Here is an 18,503-nt window from a genome sequence, read left to right on the forward strand (position 1 = left end):
TGCAGGAAACTTTCATTGAAATATGTTATAGTGGAACCTACATTGATAGACTAAGATAGAGTGAGGGTTCGGAAAGGATGAAGGAGAAAACAAGATCAAAAAGAAGGCTGAGACCTTGGGTGAAAGTCGTGCTGTTTATCATGGCATTTGTCATGGTGATGGCAATATCCGTGACAGGATATGCCTACTATAAAATTTCAAAAGCGTCGAATAAGGCGCAAGTGTCATTAGAAAGAGGAGACACCTCGCAAAAGCGTGTGAAAGCTTTTGATCCAGGAAAGGACAGCTTCTCGGTCCTGCTGCTTGGAATTGACAGCCGTCCAGGTGAAACGGTAGACGAAGCAAGAAGTGATGCGGTCTTACTGGCGGCTGTGAACCGAACAGAGAAAACCATCAAGCTCCTTAGTATTCCTCGTGATTCTTATGTAGATATTCCGGGAAGAGGATATGATAAAATCGCCCACGCCCATGCGTTTGGGAGTGCAGATTTGTCAGTCAAAACGGTCGAAAACCTGTTAAATATTCCGGTAGACTATGTGATTTCAGGGAACTTTAAGGCGTTTCAAGACATTGTAGACGAGTTAAATGGAATTGAAGTAACGATTGAAGATGAAGGTATCGCAAAACAAATGGAAAAGGATTCAAAAGGGAAAGTTCATGTGCAAACAGGAACACATACGTTAAATGGCGAAGAAGCATTAGCCTTTGTAAGAACGAGAAAGGCAGATAGTGACCTCATGCGCGGGAAGCGCCAAATGGAAGCACTTCAAGCCATCTTTGAAAAGTCTAAATCCATTTCTTCGATCCCATCCTATGACAACATCATTGATACACTTGGTGATAATGTTTCAACCAATCTGTCCATGAAGCAGTTTATCGGTCTTTTCCCATTATTGAGCTCATTGAAATCAGTGGATCCCATTCAGCTAAAGGGCCATGATTATCAGCCTGGGAATGTGTATTACTTTGAGTTAGATGGCGCTGGATTAGAAGAAGTGAGAACAGAGCTGAGAGAACAGCTTGAATTATCATAAATAAGTAGGAGCCTGCCGCTGTGGCAGGCTTTTTGCTTAGCGCCACAATAAGCAACTTCAATTCGCTTGATGAAGAAAATAACGAGTCAGTAGTTCCTCTACCCGGTGACGTATACGTGGATTAAAGTATTTATGTTTTTCTTCATAGCCATCCATGATAAATAGATACGTTGTAAATCCTTCATCGTGTTCAATTTGCTGTACCTTCATTTTTTCTTTACGTAAATGCTGCTTTAGTTCATAAAGTGCTTTCTGTGCTTCCTTTAAGGCGGAGGTCACAAGCTGAATGTATGGTTCATTTAGTTTGAATGTTTGATGTTGTTTTAAGTGAGTCAAATCACGATTGAGGATGGAGACGACCATTGGAAGAAAGATGGCCTGTTCCATCATCTGAAGCTGTATTCTTGATAGTCTCGTCATGTCCAAGCCTGCTTTCTTTCTTGATAGAACACATGTTCTTGTTTATTATACCGAATGAGTCAAATAATCTCAAGGGGGGGATTCATTTGTATATTTTTATGTTTTCCATGTAAAATGAAAAGTAGACAAACCTTGAAGGAGTCAAACAAGTTGACATCATTTCTTTCTCTATTTACTCACGAAAATATCACATCATTTTTTGAGAGCTACAAGGCCTTTGGACCGATTGTGGCCATATTGCTCCCTTTAATAGAAGCATTTCTTCCGTTTTTACCACTCGTTGCGTTTGCTGTAGCGAATGCAAATGCATTCGGTCTTTGGGAAGGGTTTTTATTGACCTGGATTGGCGCAAGTGCAGGGTCTATTCTTGTCTTTTTACTAATCAGAAAATTTGGACAGATGAGAATGCTCAACTTTATCAGCAGGCATCCTTCCATTAAAAAATTGATGCTTTGGGTGGAGAAGCGGGGGTTTGGTCCATTATTTATTTTACTTTGCTTTCCTTTCACGCCCTCTGCTGCCGTCAATGTTGTAGCAGGTTTATCAAGAATTAGTTTTTGGCAATTCTCATTAGCTACTTTATCTGGCAAGTGTGTCATGCTCTTTATCATTAGTTTTATTGGTTATGATCTTTCTGCTTTAGTTAAGAATCCGTTAAGAAGTGTTTTTGCGGTTCTAGTTATTGCGTTATTATGGTATGTTGGAAAGAGAGTAGAAAATAGATTGAACATTCGAATGAGCAAACGTGAGGACAAAGGAGGCTCTTAATGAAAAAGAAGCCATTGCTATGGTTGATGATTATTACAGGCATCGTCTTATTGTTCCAAGTAAAAAATTTCATGTTTGTCACGTACAAAGTAGAAGGGGTTAGTATGGACCCAACTTTTACAGATGGAACAGAATTATTAATCAATAAGTTCTCGCCAAAACTCACGAAAATTAGCCGGTTTGATTATGTGTTATTTCACGGCCCTAAAAATCAAATCTTGATCAAGCGGGTCATTGGACTCCCAGGAGAAACGATCAAGTATGAAGATGATCAGTTATTTGTCGATGGTGAAAAAAAGAAGGAACCTTATTTAAAAGAGCAGAAACAACATAAAATGGGGAACGTCCTGACAGGGGATTTTCAGCTGAAAGCCATCACAGGAGACGATAAAATCAAAAACAATCATTACTTTGTGGTCGGAGATAACCGAATACATAGCTTCGACAGCCGGCATTTTGGCACCATTTCAAAGGATCAAGTTGTCGGTGTCAAAAGGAATACCAGCGAATAAAAAAAGGCGCTCTGCACATGCAAAGCGTCTCTTTTTTTATTTTGCGGCTTTATAATCAGGCTGCCTTTTTGCCCATACATGGTGTAAGAACCGGAAAAACGGTGGCAGCATTGCAATAACGAGAATAATTCTGACGACTTGTACAGCCACAACAAAGGTAGAATCCTCGTGCAGTGTGACTGCAGTTGTTGCCATCTCTGCAATACCGCCAGGCGAAAAAGCAAGAATGGCTGTAATGACAGAGATACCTGTGATTTCAGCAATGGCAATAGAGCTTAGGACAGTCGCAGCAATTAGCCCAGCTGAGCTGACGACAGCCACAATGAGAGTGTTTTTTAGCCCGACAAACATCTCTTTATTCATTTTTGAACCAATGGTTGCACCTAGAAATACTTGAGACGCAATGTTCGCTTGTGCCGGCCAATAAGGAATCAAATCATAACCTATGAGTGCGCCCGCACCAACTTGAAGAGCTGCGACGCCTAGCATGCTGCCGATCAGCCAAGGAGCAGGGAAATGAAGACGAACTGCTAGGCGTGACATGAGCCAGGCACCTAAAATAAGCGCAGCGGTCCAAGAGATGTTTGAAAGGGTGAAAACGCCCGAAGAAAAAGCGCTCCCTTGCGTAACTACAGCCGCATCCGCTTGGTTTTTTGTATTTAAATAAAACACTGTAAATGGGATAGTGAGTACAACCATTAATACACGTATCGTTTGCACAAGACTCACAACAGCTGTATTGGCTCCCACCTCTTGGGCAATCCCCGGCATAGCGGATAAACCGCCGGGGGCAGTTCCGACAAAGCTTGTCAGCATATCTGTTTTGCTCAGCTTCCATAAGACAAAGCCTGAGAGCATCGCCAGTAGAATAGAAAAGACGAGCATGAAACTCACAGGGAGCCAATTTTCAGCGAAAATGTGAAGGACCTTCATATTCATTTTCTGTCCGAGTTCGATTCCTAGAATGAATTGACCAAGGAGCAGCCATCTGTTGTGAATACGTAAGGTGTTGGTTCTTTTACGCTGAAACAGGGTGGGGCGGCGCATAGCAATAAAAGCTACTGTAATTAATGTACCTACCATCCAGCCAATAGACATACCTGTTAAAGACAAAAGAAATCCACCTAAACCGCTTATCGCAATGAGAATGAGATCGGTTCGAAGGCTGTTTCCTTGTTTCATCACATGTAAACCTTCTTCCTATATGTTTGTTCAGTAAGTGAAATGTTGTTAACTTTACTATAATACAAAAGTCTCTATAAATAAAATACGAATTTTTTCACTATTTTCATAAGATTATCTTATCGCTAAATGGTTAGTACATTTTTATAAAGAAAGATATAATTTTTACCAAAAACAAAGTCAATATACAACGATTTTCCCCTATTTATGTTATCAGTTGACTATCATTTTCAATTACACTACAATGCATAGTGTGAGGTGATAACATGAAAATTCCTTCTTTTAAATATAATGAAAAGGGATTGAATCGTTTTTTTGGTCCTTTAGAGGGAAGAATTATGGAGATCCTTTATGAAGGTGAGGATATGCCGATTAAAGAGGTGCAGCAAAAGCTGTCAGATGAGAAGCCGATTAATTTCAACACCGTGATGACTGTGCTGAACCGCTTAACCGAAAAAGGAATTGTGGAGAAAAAAACAAAAGGGCGCTCATCTATTTATAATCCTATTTTAACAAAAGAAGAATTTCTAAATGAGCAAACAAAATGGATTACACAAGGATTGATGGACGATTTCGGTCCACTGGCAGTGAATCATATGGTGGATGCGATTGAAAGTGCTGATCCTGAATTACTCAAAGTACTAGAAGCACGGCTAGCGTCTAAAAAAGAGGAGCAGCAAAATGAATAAAATGAAGTCGAGTCTGCTGTTTTCAGGCGGTATATTGATTGGTTTAGCCATTTTTTATCAGATGGGGTATTACGTGCTTTCAAGCTTTTTTGGCTGGAATCAAGCATATAACCTGATCCATGTATGCCAGTCTGTGCTCGAATTCTATGGGTTCACTCCTTTAAAATACTTTCTGGATGCCTTAGTCCTTTACACATTGGGTTTTGCGATTTTTTATATGACGAAACAAATCAAAAAGTACATTCAATTCAAGCAAAATCTGATGCTTGCAGTCGATCACCAGTCGACCGAATCTTTATCTGAGAAATATGCCAATGACATCATCATGTTTCATTGTCATGAACCGCTTGCTTTTGCAATGGGGATGCTTCACCCAAAGGTTTATTTATCAACAGCTCTCATGAACATGCTGGATAAAGAAGAGATTGACGCTGTAGTTCATCACGAATTGCATCACAAATACAGCTATGATCCTTTAAAGGCTTTCATGTTCTCAATGCTCACAAAAGTCATTTGGTACATTCCAGTGTTAAAGCATATGAGACAAAGCTACTCTGTTTTTCGTGAAGTGATTGCAGATGACTATGCCATTCAGCAGACAGGCACTGAGCTTGGAGTAGGGCAGGCCCTTTTGAAGCTGATTAAAAAGAGAACCCAGTTTCAAAAACAAACAAAGTTTGCGGTGTCCTTTGGGGATCGGGCATTGAATTTAAGAATACAAAAAATTTTAAATCCAACTTACAATATTCCTTTTAATGTACCAATGATTCCAATCGTCACTTCAGCGATTCTGATGGTGGTCTTAATGATTATGCTCAACCTTAATTACTAATTTTTTTACTTATTAACATTACATTGTGTAGTGTAAAAACAGGAGGAAATCACTATATGAAAACAAATCAAGAAATAGGAACACTTTTTGTACGCGTTATTTTAGGTGTTATTTTCTTTTTACATGGGCTTCAGGCATATCAAGGAGGGCTGGGAGGCACAGCAGCATTCTTCGGACAAATCGGTGTACCTGAATTCATGGCCTACATTGTCAAGACAATTGAGCTAGTCGGTGGTATCGCCTTGATTTTAGGTCTAGGAACACGTATTTTCGCAGCATTATTCGTACCAATTATGGCAGTAGCGATTATCACTGTTGGTTTTTCTAGAGGATTTGTTGGTGGTTATGAATTTGAACTTTCGCTTCTCGTCATGGCGCTTTATTTAACTCTTAGTGGCAGTAAGCTGTTATCAATTGATGGGATTCTCAAGCATCAGCAGCAAAGCAATGAAGCAAAATTTCATTAAAAGATGATAAAAAACTCCTTCTGCTCTTTGTGGCAGAGGAGTTTTTTTAATGGTCGAATTCTCATTTTCTCGTTTGAAAATAAGGAAGGGATGTGAGGCTTTGCTACATTTAGCGCTTTCTTTGACAAATTGAATGAACGAAATATCGATTTCATTTTTTGACGGAACATACGATCTCCTATTAAAATAGGACTATCTATGATGCATGGTGCGTTAAAAGATATAAAAACCATACAGCGTGCTGCTGCTCATCTTGAGCGATACGTTTCATTAGCTCTTTTGTTCCTTGATCCCGGACATAGTCTGATACGCTTAAGTAAAAATCGACCGTTTTTTGTTCATCTTTAAAGGCAAACATAAGTCCTTCTCTGAATTGGTCTGGACAAGGTTCTGTTACGCTTGGTTTGTGGTTTTTACCTGTTAAAGAATAATATAGCTTTGAAAATAGTTGATAGTGTCTGACTTCATCCTGGCGTATTTCTTGAATGATCTTTTTTGCTTCAGGATTTTTTGCCTTTTGGGCAAGTTTTTCGTAGCATTGGATCGCAGAATATTCACCATTAATCGCTTTCTCAAGGTCTGAAATGATTCTTGTGTTTTGGCGCATGTCATAAGGCGAGTAGTCATAGTAACCGTAATACATGATATTGCCAGCCTCCTTTTAGTTCATGATGGTTTATGATATGAAAAGAGTGAGGAAAGGTGCCTATGTTTTTTTCAGAAAGGAGAATGGGAACGTGATCGGAAAATAGCTATTTACCTTTATTTTCGCTAGAATATGAGTACATAAGAAAGGTGTTGTGGAACGTGGAGATTCAGTTTTTAGCAGGCAGATCGGGGAGTGGAAAAACGACTGCAATCTTAGAGGAAATCAAAGAACAGCTTCGGCTTGATCCGTTGGGTCCGCCAATCATTTTTTTAGTCCCGGATCAAATGACATTTTTAATGGAATATGAGCTTGCGAAAACGTCTGAAGCTGGTGGAATGATCAGAGCTAAAGTTTTTAGTTTCACTCGTCTTGCTTGGTCTATTTTACAGCAGACTGGTGGAGCGAACCGGCAATTTGTGACAAGCACAGGAATTCAAATGCTTTTAAGAAAAGTGATTGAAGAGCAGAAAGACAAGTTTAAAGTATTCAAAAAAGCGAGTGATAAGCCGGGGTTTGTGGAGCAAATCGAAAAAACGATGGCTGAATTCAAAAGATACTGTATGCTGCCGGAGGATATTGAGAAAATTTCAGCGTCTAGCATGCATTCAGAGTATACAGAAGAAAGACGGGCAGCCGAAAAATTGCATGATCTCCATGTTCTTTATCAGCAGATGGAGCAGCATTTACAAGATGAATATGTACACTCAGAAGACTATTTGACTCTTCTTGCCCAGCAAATTCCTTCAGCTGAAGAAATAAAAGGAGCACACATCTATATAGATGGTTTTTATCAATTTACACCGCAGCAGCTTCTTGTCATTGAACAGCTCTTGCTGCATGCAGCAAAAATAACTGCGGCTTTCACAGTAGAACGATCCTATCATGATAGGCTGCCAAATGAACTTGATTTATTTCGTATGACAGGTAAAACGTATTTCCAGCTCTATCAGCTTGCTAAAGAGTGCGGAGCTGACATTTCTGAAAACATTTTTGAAAGAAATCATCGGCACCTTTATACACCAGATCTTGCTTATTTAGAACACCAATATGAGCAGCGGCCCGTGCAGCCATATCAGGAAAACACCCCTCATCTCACAGTGTCTAAAAGTGCAAATAAACGAGCTGAAATTGAGGGAGTAGCGAGAGATATTCTTGATTTAGTGAGAGAAAAAGGACTCAGATTGCGAGATATCTCGATTGTAGCGCGGCATGTAGATGACTATAAAGATACGTTAAAAGAGGTTTTTCAAGATTACGATATTCCTTTTTTTATTGATGGAAATGAATCGATGCAGTATCATCCGCTCATTGAATTGATTCGTTCGAGCTTGGATGTCATAAAAGGAAATTGGCGGTATGAAGCGGTATTTCGTTGCGTGAAAACAGAGTTCTTATTTCCGCTTGAAATCACTAAGAACAGAGCGAGAGAGCAGGCAGATCAGCTTGAAAACTATTGTATTGCTTATGGTGTAAAAGGAGAGCGCTGGACAAACGGTTCCCGGTTTCATTACAGGCGTTTCCAATCATTAGATGAGGATTTCGGACAAACAGATCAAGAAATTGAAATGGAACAAATGCTAAATGACGTCAAAGAATGGATCGCGCCCCCGCTTTACCAGTTGCAAAAAAGGCTCAAAAAAGCGCAAAAGGTAAGGGACATGGTAGAGGCTGTCTATGTCTTTTTAGAAGAGATACAAGTACCAGATAAGCTTGAAAAAGCGAGGCTTGAGGCTGAAGAAGCAGGTCGATTAGCTGAAGCAATTCAGCACGGGCAAGTATGGGATGCGGTGATTCAATTAATGGATGAATTTGTTGACATGCTAGGTGACGAAGAGCTCTCATTTCCTTTATTCCAACAGATGATAGATACAGGATTAGCTTCTCTAAAATTCGCTTTGATTCCGCCTTCACTCGACCAAGTATTTATCGGAAGTATGGATTTATCCAGAATGTATCAAGTGAAGTGTATGTTTATCATTGGTGTAAATGATGGTGTTATTCCAGCACGCCCCTCTGATGAGAGTGTATTGTCTGAGGATGACCGAGAATGGTTAAAACGAGCAGGAGCAGAGCTAGCAGAGACAGGAAAGGAACGGCTGCTAGATGAGCAATTTTTAATTTACCAAGCGTTATCAAGTCCATCCCGACATTTGTATCTATCCTATGCGGCTTCTGATGCAGAAGGACGTTCTCTATTGCCTTCGACACTCATCAAGTATTGCCAAGAGCTTATGCCAAATCATCAGCAGGCTCTTTATGTGTTAGATCCAGAACAGCTGGAAGACGATGAGCAATTAAAATTTGTAGCGAATGAGCATGTTTCGTTGTCGTATACCGTCTCACAGCTGCAGCAATGGCTCAATCAATATCCCATTAGCGGTGTATGGTGGAGTGTCTATAACTACTTAATGACATCTCCTCATCGGGATGTATCAAAAAACATCATGTCAAGTTTGTTTTTCACAAATCGAGCGCAGCCATTAAAGCCTAATGTCACAAAAGAACTTTACGGTGACCATATTCAGGGCAGTGTTTCAAGAATGGAGAAATTCAATGCGTGTGCATTTTCTCACTTTGCTTCCCACGGTTTAAAACTAAAGGATCGACAATTTTACAAATTGGAAGCACCCGATATTGGCCAGTTGTTTCACTCGGCTTTGAAGCATATTTCAGATACGTTAGTTGAACAAAAAAAGGATTGGAAAAACCTAACGAAGGAAGATTGTGTCACCTATTCAAGACATGCAATCGAACAGCTTGCTCCGCGTCTTCAAAAGGAGATTCTATTAAGCTCTAATCGGCATGCTTATATTAAAGAAAAGCTTCAGAAAATCTTAATTCGAGTCTCTTCTATATTAAGTGAACATGCCAAATTGAGTGGATTTTCTCCAGTAGGGCTTGAGTTAGGTTTTTGGGGTCAAGGGCCTTTGCCGCCGTTTACTTTTCAATTAAAGAATGGCTGCACGATGGAGCTTGTCGGAAGAATTGACAGGGTAGATAAAGCAGAAGGTTCAAAAGGGCTGCTTTTAAGAATCGTCGATTACAAATCCAGTGAGAAAGGTCTTGACCTAGCAGAAGTATACTATGGTCTTGCCTTGCAAATGCTCACATACTTAGACCTAACCATTACGTATTCGAAAGAGTGGCTCGGCGTAGAAGCAATGCCTGCTGGCATTTTATATTTCCATATTCATGATCCGCTCATTCAAGCACCGATTCCACTTGCAGAGGATGAAATTGAGCAGGAAATATTCAAGAAATTTAAAATGAAGGGTTTATTGCTTGAAGATGTGGAAGCAGTAAAGCTAATGGATCAAACGCTTGATTCAGGTAGATCGCAAGTCATTCAAGCCGGTTTGAAAAAGGATGGGTCTTTCCGTTCTGATTCGGCAGTTTTAAGTGAAGATCATTTCCATATACTCACACAACACGTTCGGCGCACATTTGAAGAAGCAGGCGAAAGAATTACAAATGGAGAGGTCGCAATTAATCCATATAAATTAAAGGATCAAACACCTTGCCGCTTTTGTTCATTCAAGTCTATTTGCCAATTCGATGAATCAATAGAAGATAATGATTTTAGGGTGCTCACCTCTGAAAAGGATGATGTTGTGATAGAACGGATCAAAAAAGAAGGGGATCAGTATGCAAATACCAAAACCGAATAACAGTACGTGGACGGATGACCAGTGGGAAGCCATCGTTTCAGAAGGACAAGATATCTTGGTTGCGGCGGCGGCTGGGTCAGGTAAAACAGCTGTTTTGGTTGAACGCCTGATTCGAAAAATGACCCGGCCTGAACATCCAGTTGATGTGGACCGTCTGCTCGTTGTGACTTTCACAAATGCTTCTGCGGCAGAGATGAAGCATCGGATCAGAGAAGCACTTGAAAAAGAATTAGCCAAAAACCCTGGGTCTCTTCATATGAGAAGGCAGCTGTCCCTCATGAATCGAGCCAATATTTCAACCTTGCACTCCTTTTGCTTGCAGGTTTTGCGCACCTTTTACTATGAAATTGATCTTGATCCAGGCTTTCGTTTGGCTGACCAAACAGAAGGAGAACTATTAGGAGATGAAGTGTTAGACGAACTGTTTGAGGATGAATATAAGGCTGGAAAGCCATCATTCTTTGAATTGGTTGATCGTTACACGTCTGACCGTCACGACTTAGATTTGCAATGGCTCGTGAAGAGAATTTATGAGTTCTCGAGATCACATCCTTCTCCGGAGCAATGGATGCGGGCATTTCTTTCACTTTATGATGTAGATGCTCAAACAAAAGTAGAAGAATTACCGTTTTATCCATATATCAAAGAAGATCTTTCTCTCGTTCTCCGGAGCTGCCAGGAGCTGCTTGAACGAGCTCTTTCGCTATCAAAAGAACAGGGCGGCCCAGCACCGAGAGCAGAGAATTTTATAGATGATTTAGAGCAAGTTAATGAATTAATCCGTCATCAAGATGATTTTGAGAAGCTTTATGAGCTTTTGCCGAACGTCAATTTTAAAAGGCTCAAAACGTGCAAAGGGGACGAATATGACCCTGCTTTAATAGAAAAAGCCACAGATGCACGTAATCAAGCAAAAAAACAATTAGAAAAACTAAAAGATGAATACTTCATGCGCAGTCCTGCCCAGCATTTAAAAAGCTTAGCTGAAATGAAGCAAGTTGTGGAGACGCTTGTAGAGCTTGTGATCCAATTTGGTGAGCGTTTCGAAAGAGCGAAGCAGGAAAAGTCAATTGTCGACTTTTCGGATTTAGAGCACTATTGCTTACGCATTTTAGCGGAGCAGAATGCAGAAGGACATTTGATCGAAACAGAAGCTGCCAAGTACTATCAACAGCAGTATGAAGAAGTGCTCGTTGATGAATACCAGGATACAAACCTTGTACAAGAAACGATTTTAAAGCTTGTATCTAAGGGAAAACATTCTGCAGAGGGCAATCTGTTTATGGTCGGTGATGTAAAGCAGTCTATTTATCGTTTTAGACTGGCTGAGCCCATGCTCTTTTTAAACAAATATAAACACTTTCAAACAGACGGCAAAGAAACAGGGAAGAGAATCGATTTAAATAAAAACTTCCGCAGCCGTTCAGATGTTTTAGATAGTACGAACTTTTTGTTCAAGCAGCTGATGGGGGAAACAGTTGGAGAAATTGAATATGATGAACAAGCTGAATTAAAGCTTGGAGCGAGCTATCCAGAAAGCAAAGATACAACGACAGAAATGCTTCTTGTCCACTTAGATCAGCAGGAAACAGAACCCAGCGAAGAGCGAGAAGAGCTCGAGACCGTCCAATTTGAAGCGAGAATCATTGCTAAAAAAATAAAAGAATTAGTGGAGCAGCCATTTCAAGTGTACGATGCAAAGCAGCAAATGACCCGTAACTTACAGTATCGTGACATTGTCATTTTGCTTCGGTCTATGCCGTGGGCTCCGCAAATGATGGAGGAATTAAAGAAGCAGGGAATCCCTGTATATGCGAATCTTTCCTCTGGTTATTTTGAAGCAACAGAGGTGTCTGTCATTCTTTCTTTGTTAAAAGTTGTTGATAATCCATATCAGGATATCCCGCTTGCTGCTGTTTTAAGATCACCTATTGTTCATTTAGACGAAAATGAATTGGCTCTGATTCGAACAAGTGATAAAAAAGGCACGTATTATGATGCTGTAAAGGCATTCATGAGTGTGACGCATTCTGATCACCCTACATGCAAAAAACTAGAGCGATTTTTCCAATTACTGCGCAAGTGGCGTGATTTTTCTATCAATCATTCGGTGGCAGAATTAATTTGGGAAGTCTACCGTGACACGCAGTATCTTGATTATGTTGGCGGGATGCCTGGGGGTAAGCAGCGGCAGGCGAATCTTCGTGCCCTTTATGACAGGGCCAAGCAATACGAAAAAGCTGCCTTTAGAGGGCTATTCCGATTCCTTCGTTTTATTGAAAGAATGCAGGAGCGTGGGGATGATCTTGGTGCGGCAAAAACGTTCAGTGAAACAGAGGACGTTGTGCGCATGATGACGATCCATAGCAGTAAAGGATTAGAATTTCCAGTCGTCTTTACCGCAGGGCTCGGCAGGAACTTTAATATGATGGACTTAAACCAGTCTTATTTACTTGATAAAGAACTAGGCTTTGGAAGCAAGTATATCCATCCTGAGCTGAGAATTAGTTATGCGACATTACCGCTTGTGGCGATGAAAAAAAAGATGAGAAAAGAGTTATTATCTGAAGAATTAAGGGTCCTATATGTAGCGCTCACAAGGGCTAAAGAAAAATTATTTCTGGTCGGCTCTGTCAAAAATCAGGTGAGAGCATTAAGCAAATGGCAAAATGCCGCAACCGGAGAAGAGTGGCTGCTCCCTGATTTTGAACGGTATCAATCGAAAACATACTTAGATTTCATTGGCCCTGCCCTCATCCGTCATCAAGCGATGTCATCTGTTTTAGAAGAAACAGGAGATGTTGTTCTTTCGCATTCGTCTACATTCACTATCTCATTTACGCAAGCTTCTGATCTTTTAAAGGAAGATATGTCACTTGAAAAGAAGGAGCAAGACGAGATTGTACAAGCATTGATCAATGGTCTGCCTGTTGAAGGATATGGTGATGCTGATGAGCAGGTGGCAGAGAGGCTCTCATGGAAATATCCATATCTAGCGGCCTCGCAAGTCGGCACAAAGCAGTCTGTTTCCGAGATAAAAAGAATGAAAGAAATACAGGATGAGTACAGTGTTCCTTCTTCTATTCGAAAAGCTCGTGCAACATTGTATGACCGGCCGGCTTTCATGAAGAAAAAAACACTCACTGCCGCAGAACAAGGCACCGCAATGCATACAGTGATGCAGCATATCCCGCTTCCTTCTGAGGAGCCCTATGATGAATCACGTATAGGACACTTGCTCGAATCCTTACAGCAGCGAGACTTGCTAACAGATGAGCAGATCCAGTCAATAAATCAAGAGGGAATTGCTGCTTTCTTCTCTACTTCAATTGGTCAAAAACTGTTAAAAGCGGACTGGGTGAAACGAGAGGTGTCATTTAGTATGGTGTTACCTGTTAAAGAGGTATACAGTCATATTGATACTGAGGGAGAGCCTGTTCTGATTCAAGGGATGATTGACTGTTTATTTGAAACAGATGGAAAGCTATATTTACTAGATTATAAAACTGATAGAGTACAAGGCAAATATACAGGTGGACTTGACGCTGCTGAACCGATCTTGAAAAAACGTTATGAAACCCAAATAGCGTTATATGCAAAAGCTGTAGAACGTTTGACAAACAGAACATTAGAGGAGAAAATTCTCTATTTCTTCGATGGGAATTTAGAAATTTCTTTATAAATGTATCGGAATGAGAGGTGAATCACATGAGGATTCTGCATACAGCGGATTGGCATTTAGGGAAAACCCTTGAAGGTCGAAGCCGGCTTGATGAGCAAGCACAGTTTTTAGATGAACTGTATCAAATCGTGAAAGACGAACACATTGATGTCATTGTGATGGCCGGTGATGCCTTTGATACAGTGAATCCACCTGCTAGAGCAGAGCAGCTTTTTTATGAAAGTCTATCTGCTTTATCTGATAAAGGAAAACGCCAGGTAGTGGTCATTTCAGGCAACCACGATAATCCGGATCGCTTATCAGCCGCATCACCTTTAACAAATGATCAAGGGATTCATTTAATTGGATATCCGACAAATGACATCATCCGTGTCGATGTTCCTTCTGCGGATGAACGTTTATCCATTGCAGCACTCGCTTATCCGTCTGAGGCGAGACTAAATGAGGTGCTAGCTGAAACATTTGAAGAGAAATTGCTTCGTGATCATTACAATTTAAAGATTCAGCAAGCATTTCAACATTTAAGTAATCAATTTCAACCGGATACGGTCAATATGGCAACAAGCCACATTTATGTGGCAGGGGGAAGTCAAACAGATTCAGAAAGACCGATTGAAGTAGGCGGCGCATATACTGTTGCGGCTGAAAGTTTGCCAGAAGCCGCTTGCTATGTTGCCCTTGGTCATTTGCACCGCCCGCAAACGATCAAACGTGCCAAAACGATTGCCCGGTATTCTGGATCACCTCTTGCTTATAGCTTTTCTGAATCAGGCTATGCCAAATCAGTCACAATTGTAGAGGCAAAACCGAATGAAAAAGCAAGCTGGAAAGAAATGTTTTTATCAAGCGGAAAACCACTTGTGAAATGGAAGGCGACTGAGGGACTGAGTCAAGTGTACGAGTGGCTGGATGAAAAACGGGATCTTCAGGCATGGATTGATCTAGAGATTCATTTAACAGATCAGCTCTCTATTGAAGAGATTCATCAGCTCCGAAAGCAGCATAGTGGGTTTGTTCACATTCGTCCAAAATTCAAAGAACTACAGCAAATAGAAGAGCAAAAGCAAGTGGAAAAACTCTCGATCGAAGAGAGGTTCGTGAAGTTTTATGAGCGCCAGACAGGTGGCGGTCTGCCTGATGAAAAAACAGTCAAACTGTTTTTAGAGCTAGCCAATGATATGCAAGAGGAGGAAGCGACTTGAAGCCGATTACGCTGACCATTAAAGGACTTCATAGCTTCAGAGAAGAACAAATAATTGACTTTAGCTCATTATGTGATGCGGGTGTGTTTGGCATATTTGGACCGACAGGAAGTGGAAAGTCGTCCATATTAGACGCCATGACACTGGCACTCTATGGCAAAGTGGAGCGTGCGTTAAATAATACACATGGTATTTTGAACCAAGCGGAAGAAAAGCTGTCGGTTTCCTTTACATTTGCTTTGCAAAAGGAACACCACATTTCTTATAAAGTTGAACGTGCTTTCAAACGAGCGGATGAAATGAAAGTCAGAACGACATTATGCCGCCTAATTGAAATCGGTGATACGAAGACAGTTCTCGCAGATAAAGCGAGTGAGGTGAATCGTAAAGTAGAAGAACTACTCGGATTAACCATTGATGACTTTACCCGTGCGGTTGTCTTACCTCAAGGGAAGTTTGCAGAATTTCTCTCCCTCAAAGGGGCAGACAGACGTCAAATGCTTCAGCGGTTGTTTAACTTGGAGAAATATGGGGATCAACTCGTCAAGCGATTGCGTGCAAAGGCTCAAAAACATTATGGGCAAAAAAATGAACTGCTGGCTGAACTGAATGGTTTAGGAGAAGCTGGTCCAGAGGCGCTGGCAAAAGCAAAGGAAGCAGCTGAGCAGGCAAAGGCTATTTTTCATGAGAAAAAACAAGCGCGGGACGAAGCGTTCACTGCTTTTACAAAGGCGCAAGCGATCTGGCAGTATCAAAAGGAACAAGAAGCTTACGAGACTGAACAAAACAAGCTGAATTTACTGGCACCATCAATAGAAGAGAAAAAGACGAAGCTCCATATCGCAGAGCAGGCAGAGACGCTAAAGCCTTATGCGGATGCATTGACAAAGGCTGAAAAACAGCTTTCTCAAGCATCGAAAGAGAAACAGGAAGCAGAAAAGCAGCTGCAGCATCAACGAACGATCTATGATCAAATGGCGCGGGAGTATGAGCAAGCCCGGCAAAAGAAAATAGAGACAGAGCCAGACCTTCTCCAAAAGAAAGAACAGCTGATTCAGCTAAAAGAAATTGAACGTAAAAAAGAGGCAGCTCTTCAGGAAAAGACGAGCATAGAGCGCCAAAAAAATGAAAAAGCGCAGCAACTCCTCCAAAAGAAGAAAGAAGCGGAGAATCTCCAATCTCTATTAGAGCGTGCACTAACGAAACAAACACAGCTGAAGAATGAGCTGGAGCAGTTACAAGTTTCAGTGAAAGAACGCAAAAGTGTACAGGATGCTTTACGTTTAAGTGAAAATGTTAAAAGAATAAACCTTAGTATTCAAAAGGAAAAGCAAAAGCTGGAGGAGCTCAACAAGCGAGCCTCACAGACTTCAGAAGCATATGAAAAGCTTCAAAAGCAGCAAAGCGACCATCATGAAAAAATAGACCAATCGTTTCAAGCAATTGAACACCTCTATTTTTATGTATGTGAACTCGAACGAGCTCTGACAGAATGGAGTCAAAAAGAACAACAACAGAAACTCGAAAAATTAAAGCAGCGAGATGCGGTAAGGGCGGCAGAATTAAGAAAAGAATTAGCGGCAGAGCTAGTAGATGGTGAGCCATGTCCGGTTTGTGGGTCGATTCATCATGATCCAAAGGCTTTGAAATCCAATGACCATGAAGAAACCGTGGCACAAATTGATGAAGTCATTCAACGGATGGACAAAGAGCTCAAGCAGGCAGAGGATTATGGGAGAGACATGTATGCCGCAAAGCAGCTTCTCGAAACGCATGCCAATCAATTAGTGAAGCAATTCGCTTTCTTATCTCAGAAAGCCCCTGGGGCGGAAGTCGCTGCAGCAGTAGAAACAGTACAAAATTCGCAGTCTTTGCAGGATCTAATGCAAGAATGGAAAGGCATAAAGCAAGATATTCAAGAAGTTGAACATAAACGAGCTCGTTTAATGGATGAAACGCATGATCAAGCAGCAGAGATGAGCAAGATAAAAGAGCAATTGACTTTTGAACAGCAGCGCATCGAAGAATTAGAGGTGCTGATCAAAGAGTTTGATGCTGAGCTTTCAGAGCAAACGACTCAATTTGAACAGACCTTCCCGCATCTTACATTGAATCAAGTACAAGAAATGCAAAAGCAAATCGATGAAAAGGACCAACAAGCGGAAGGCTATAAAGAACGTATTGAGAAAAGCATTTCGTTTTTGGAAGAAAAACAGCTAGCAAAAGAGCAGCTGCAGACAGTGATATACAATGTCGAGAAAGAACTTGATAAACTAGCGCATCAGCTAGAAAGTCAGCATCAGCTTATCCAACAATATGAAATAGATTTAGGCCGATATCCATTAAAAGCTGGCTCTATTTCTGATGAACTTATAGAGGTTGAACACACCCTTTCTCTTCTTAATGAAAAAGAGCAGCAATCGTACAAGCAATTGCAGCACGCGCAGCAGTTGTTTAGTGAGGCGCAAAGTCATTTTTCAAGCAGTGAGCGTCAGCTTCAAGAGGCGAACAGGCGAAAACAAGAAGCAGAAGCAGCATGGGAAAAAGAAGCAGAATCTTCTCCTTTTCATATGCCGCAGGAAATTGGGTCTGTTTCAATGGAACAGCCAGTACGTCAATCGGTCAAACAGGAAATTGAGGAGTTTGAGGATAAAAGAAAGGAATGTGCCGCAAACTTAAAGCGAATTTCTGAATTACTGAAAGAAGAGTCACTGGATGAAAAGCAGTGGACGGACATTCAGCACAGAAAAGCTGCAGCTGAAAAAGCATTGGAAGAAGCGACAGCAATGAGTGGGTCCGCACATGAACACCTGCGAGTGATTGAAGAGAATCATCAACGCTTTGCAAGTATTCACGAACGATTGGAAGCACTTCAGCAAGAAATTGATCGCCTTGATAAACTGCAAACTGTTTTTAAAGGGAATACGTTTGTTGAATTTTTAGCAGAAGAACAGCTGGAAAGTGTCAGTCGTGATGCATCCGCCCGCTTAGGTATGTTGACGAGACAAAGATATGCGATTGAGGTCGACTCAGAAGGCGGCTTTGTTATGCGTGATGATGCAAATGGCGGTGTTAGGCGTCCCGTGTCCAGCTTGTCCGGCGGGGAAACCTTCTTGACATCACTGGCGCTTGCCCTTGCTCTTTCTGCACAAATTCAGCTGAGAGGTGAATTCCCGCTGCAATTCTTTTTCCTTGATGAAGGATTCGGTACGCTCGATCAAGACTTGCTTGATACGGTCATTACCGCATTAGAAAAGCTTCAGTCTCACAATTTAGCAGTTGGTGTTATTAGCCACGTGGAAGAATTGAAAATGAGACTACCGAAGAAACTGATTGTCCATCCAGCAGATCCAAGCGGGAAAGGGACAACGGTCTCCATGGAATTAATGTAAATGTCG

Annotated in this window: 13 protein-coding genes; 10 read left to right on the top strand and 3 right to left on the bottom strand. The window is 41.1% G+C overall.

Annotation, left to right across the window (positions count from 1 at the left end):
* Window positions 1-77: 77 nt before the first annotated feature.
* Window positions 78-1,034, top strand: a complete 957-nt coding sequence (locus tag MHI11_RS05630) for an LCP family protein (RefSeq protein WP_113768389.1) — start codon at window positions 78-80, stop codon at window positions 1,032-1,034.
* 57 nt (window positions 1,035-1,091) lie between these two features.
* On the opposite strand, the gene MHI11_RS05635 is transcribed toward MHI11_RS05630, so the two are convergent.
* Complete coding sequence (locus tag MHI11_RS05635; RefSeq protein WP_003210969.1) at window positions 1,092-1,454, bottom strand: hypothetical protein; 363 nt, start codon at window positions 1,452-1,454, stop codon at window positions 1,092-1,094.
* Window positions 1,455-1,604: 150 nt separating this feature from the next.
* Here MHI11_RS05635 and MHI11_RS05640 point away from each other — a divergent pair, with 150 nt between their 5' ends.
* Both MHI11_RS05640 and lepB read left to right on the top strand, forming a co-directional pair.
* The gene (locus tag MHI11_RS05640; RefSeq protein WP_080772985.1) at window positions 1,605-2,222 is read left to right on the top strand and encodes a TVP38/TMEM64 family protein; all 618 of its coding nucleotides are present in this window, start codon (window positions 1,605-1,607) and stop codon (window positions 2,220-2,222) included.
* The gene (lepB, locus tag MHI11_RS05645; RefSeq protein ID WP_041815362.1) at window positions 2,222-2,734 is read left to right on the top strand and encodes a signal peptidase I; all 513 of its coding nucleotides are present in this window, start codon (window positions 2,222-2,224) and stop codon (window positions 2,732-2,734) included. The genes MHI11_RS05640 and lepB overlap by 1 nt, the downstream gene beginning before the upstream one ends.
* 36 nt (window positions 2,735-2,770) lie before the next feature.
* Here lepB and MHI11_RS05650 read toward each other — a convergent pair whose 3' ends face one another.
* On the bottom strand, window positions 2,771-3,916 hold the full coding sequence (locus MHI11_RS05650; RefSeq protein WP_340962291.1) for an AbrB family transcriptional regulator: 1,146 nt from the start codon (window positions 3,914-3,916) through the stop codon (window positions 2,771-2,773).
* A 266-nt stretch (window positions 3,917-4,182) separates the two neighbouring features.
* Between MHI11_RS05650 and MHI11_RS05655 the strand changes: the two genes are divergently transcribed.
* Genes MHI11_RS05655 through MHI11_RS05665 form a run of 3 tightly spaced genes read left to right on the top strand, consistent with a single transcriptional unit; the run spans window position 4,183 to window position 5,904 of the window.
* On the top strand, window positions 4,183-4,605 hold the full coding sequence (locus MHI11_RS05655) for a BlaI/MecI/CopY family transcriptional regulator (RefSeq protein ID WP_003210872.1): 423 nt from the start codon (window positions 4,183-4,185) through the stop codon (window positions 4,603-4,605).
* Entirely contained in the window at window positions 4,598-5,437 is an 840-nt protein-coding gene (locus tag MHI11_RS05660) for a M56 family metallopeptidase (protein WP_340960625.1), read from the top strand. The genes MHI11_RS05655 and MHI11_RS05660 overlap by 8 nt, the downstream gene beginning before the upstream one ends.
* A gap of 56 nt (window positions 5,438-5,493) precedes the next feature.
* A complete protein-coding gene (locus tag MHI11_RS05665) occupies window positions 5,494-5,904 on the top strand; it encodes a DoxX family protein (RefSeq protein ID WP_044140723.1) in 411 nt (136 codons plus the stop codon).
* Between the two features lie 196 nt (window positions 5,905-6,100).
* Here MHI11_RS05665 and MHI11_RS05670 read toward each other — a convergent pair whose 3' ends face one another.
* A complete protein-coding gene (locus MHI11_RS05670) occupies window positions 6,101-6,547 on the bottom strand; it encodes a ferritin-like domain-containing protein (RefSeq protein WP_044139865.1) in 447 nt (148 codons plus the stop codon).
* A 164-nt stretch (window positions 6,548-6,711) separates the two neighbouring features.
* Here MHI11_RS05670 and addB point away from each other — a divergent pair, with 164 nt between their 5' ends.
* From addB to MHI11_RS05690, 4 genes are read left to right on the top strand one after another with little or no spacing between them, the layout of a single operon-like run.
* Window positions 6,712-10,221: a helicase-exonuclease AddAB subunit AddB gene (gene addB, locus MHI11_RS05675; RefSeq protein WP_340960627.1), complete on the top strand. Its 3,510-nt coding sequence runs from the start codon at window positions 6,712-6,714 to the stop codon at window positions 10,219-10,221.
* Window positions 10,199-13,903 (top strand): helicase-exonuclease AddAB subunit AddA, encoded by a 3,705-nt coding sequence (addA, locus tag MHI11_RS05680; protein ID WP_340960628.1) that lies wholly within the window; start codon window positions 10,199-10,201, stop codon window positions 13,901-13,903. Before addB ends, addA begins: the two co-directional genes overlap by 23 nt.
* 26 nt (window positions 13,904-13,929) lie before the next feature.
* Entirely contained in the window at window positions 13,930-15,105 is a 1,176-nt protein-coding gene (gene sbcD, locus MHI11_RS05685; RefSeq protein ID WP_340960630.1) for an exonuclease subunit SbcD, read from the top strand.
* The gene (locus MHI11_RS05690) at window positions 15,102-18,497 is read left to right on the top strand and encodes an SMC family ATPase (RefSeq protein WP_340960631.1); all 3,396 of its coding nucleotides are present in this window, start codon (window positions 15,102-15,104) and stop codon (window positions 18,495-18,497) included. The genes sbcD and MHI11_RS05690 overlap by 4 nt, the downstream gene beginning before the upstream one ends.
* Window positions 18,498-18,503 lie beyond the last annotated feature (6 nt).

Origin of the sequence: Bacillus sp. FSL K6-3312, assembly GCF_038007485.1 — a bacterium.
Classification (GTDB): Bacteria; Bacillota; Bacilli; order Bacillales; family Bacillaceae; genus Bacillus; species Bacillus pumilus.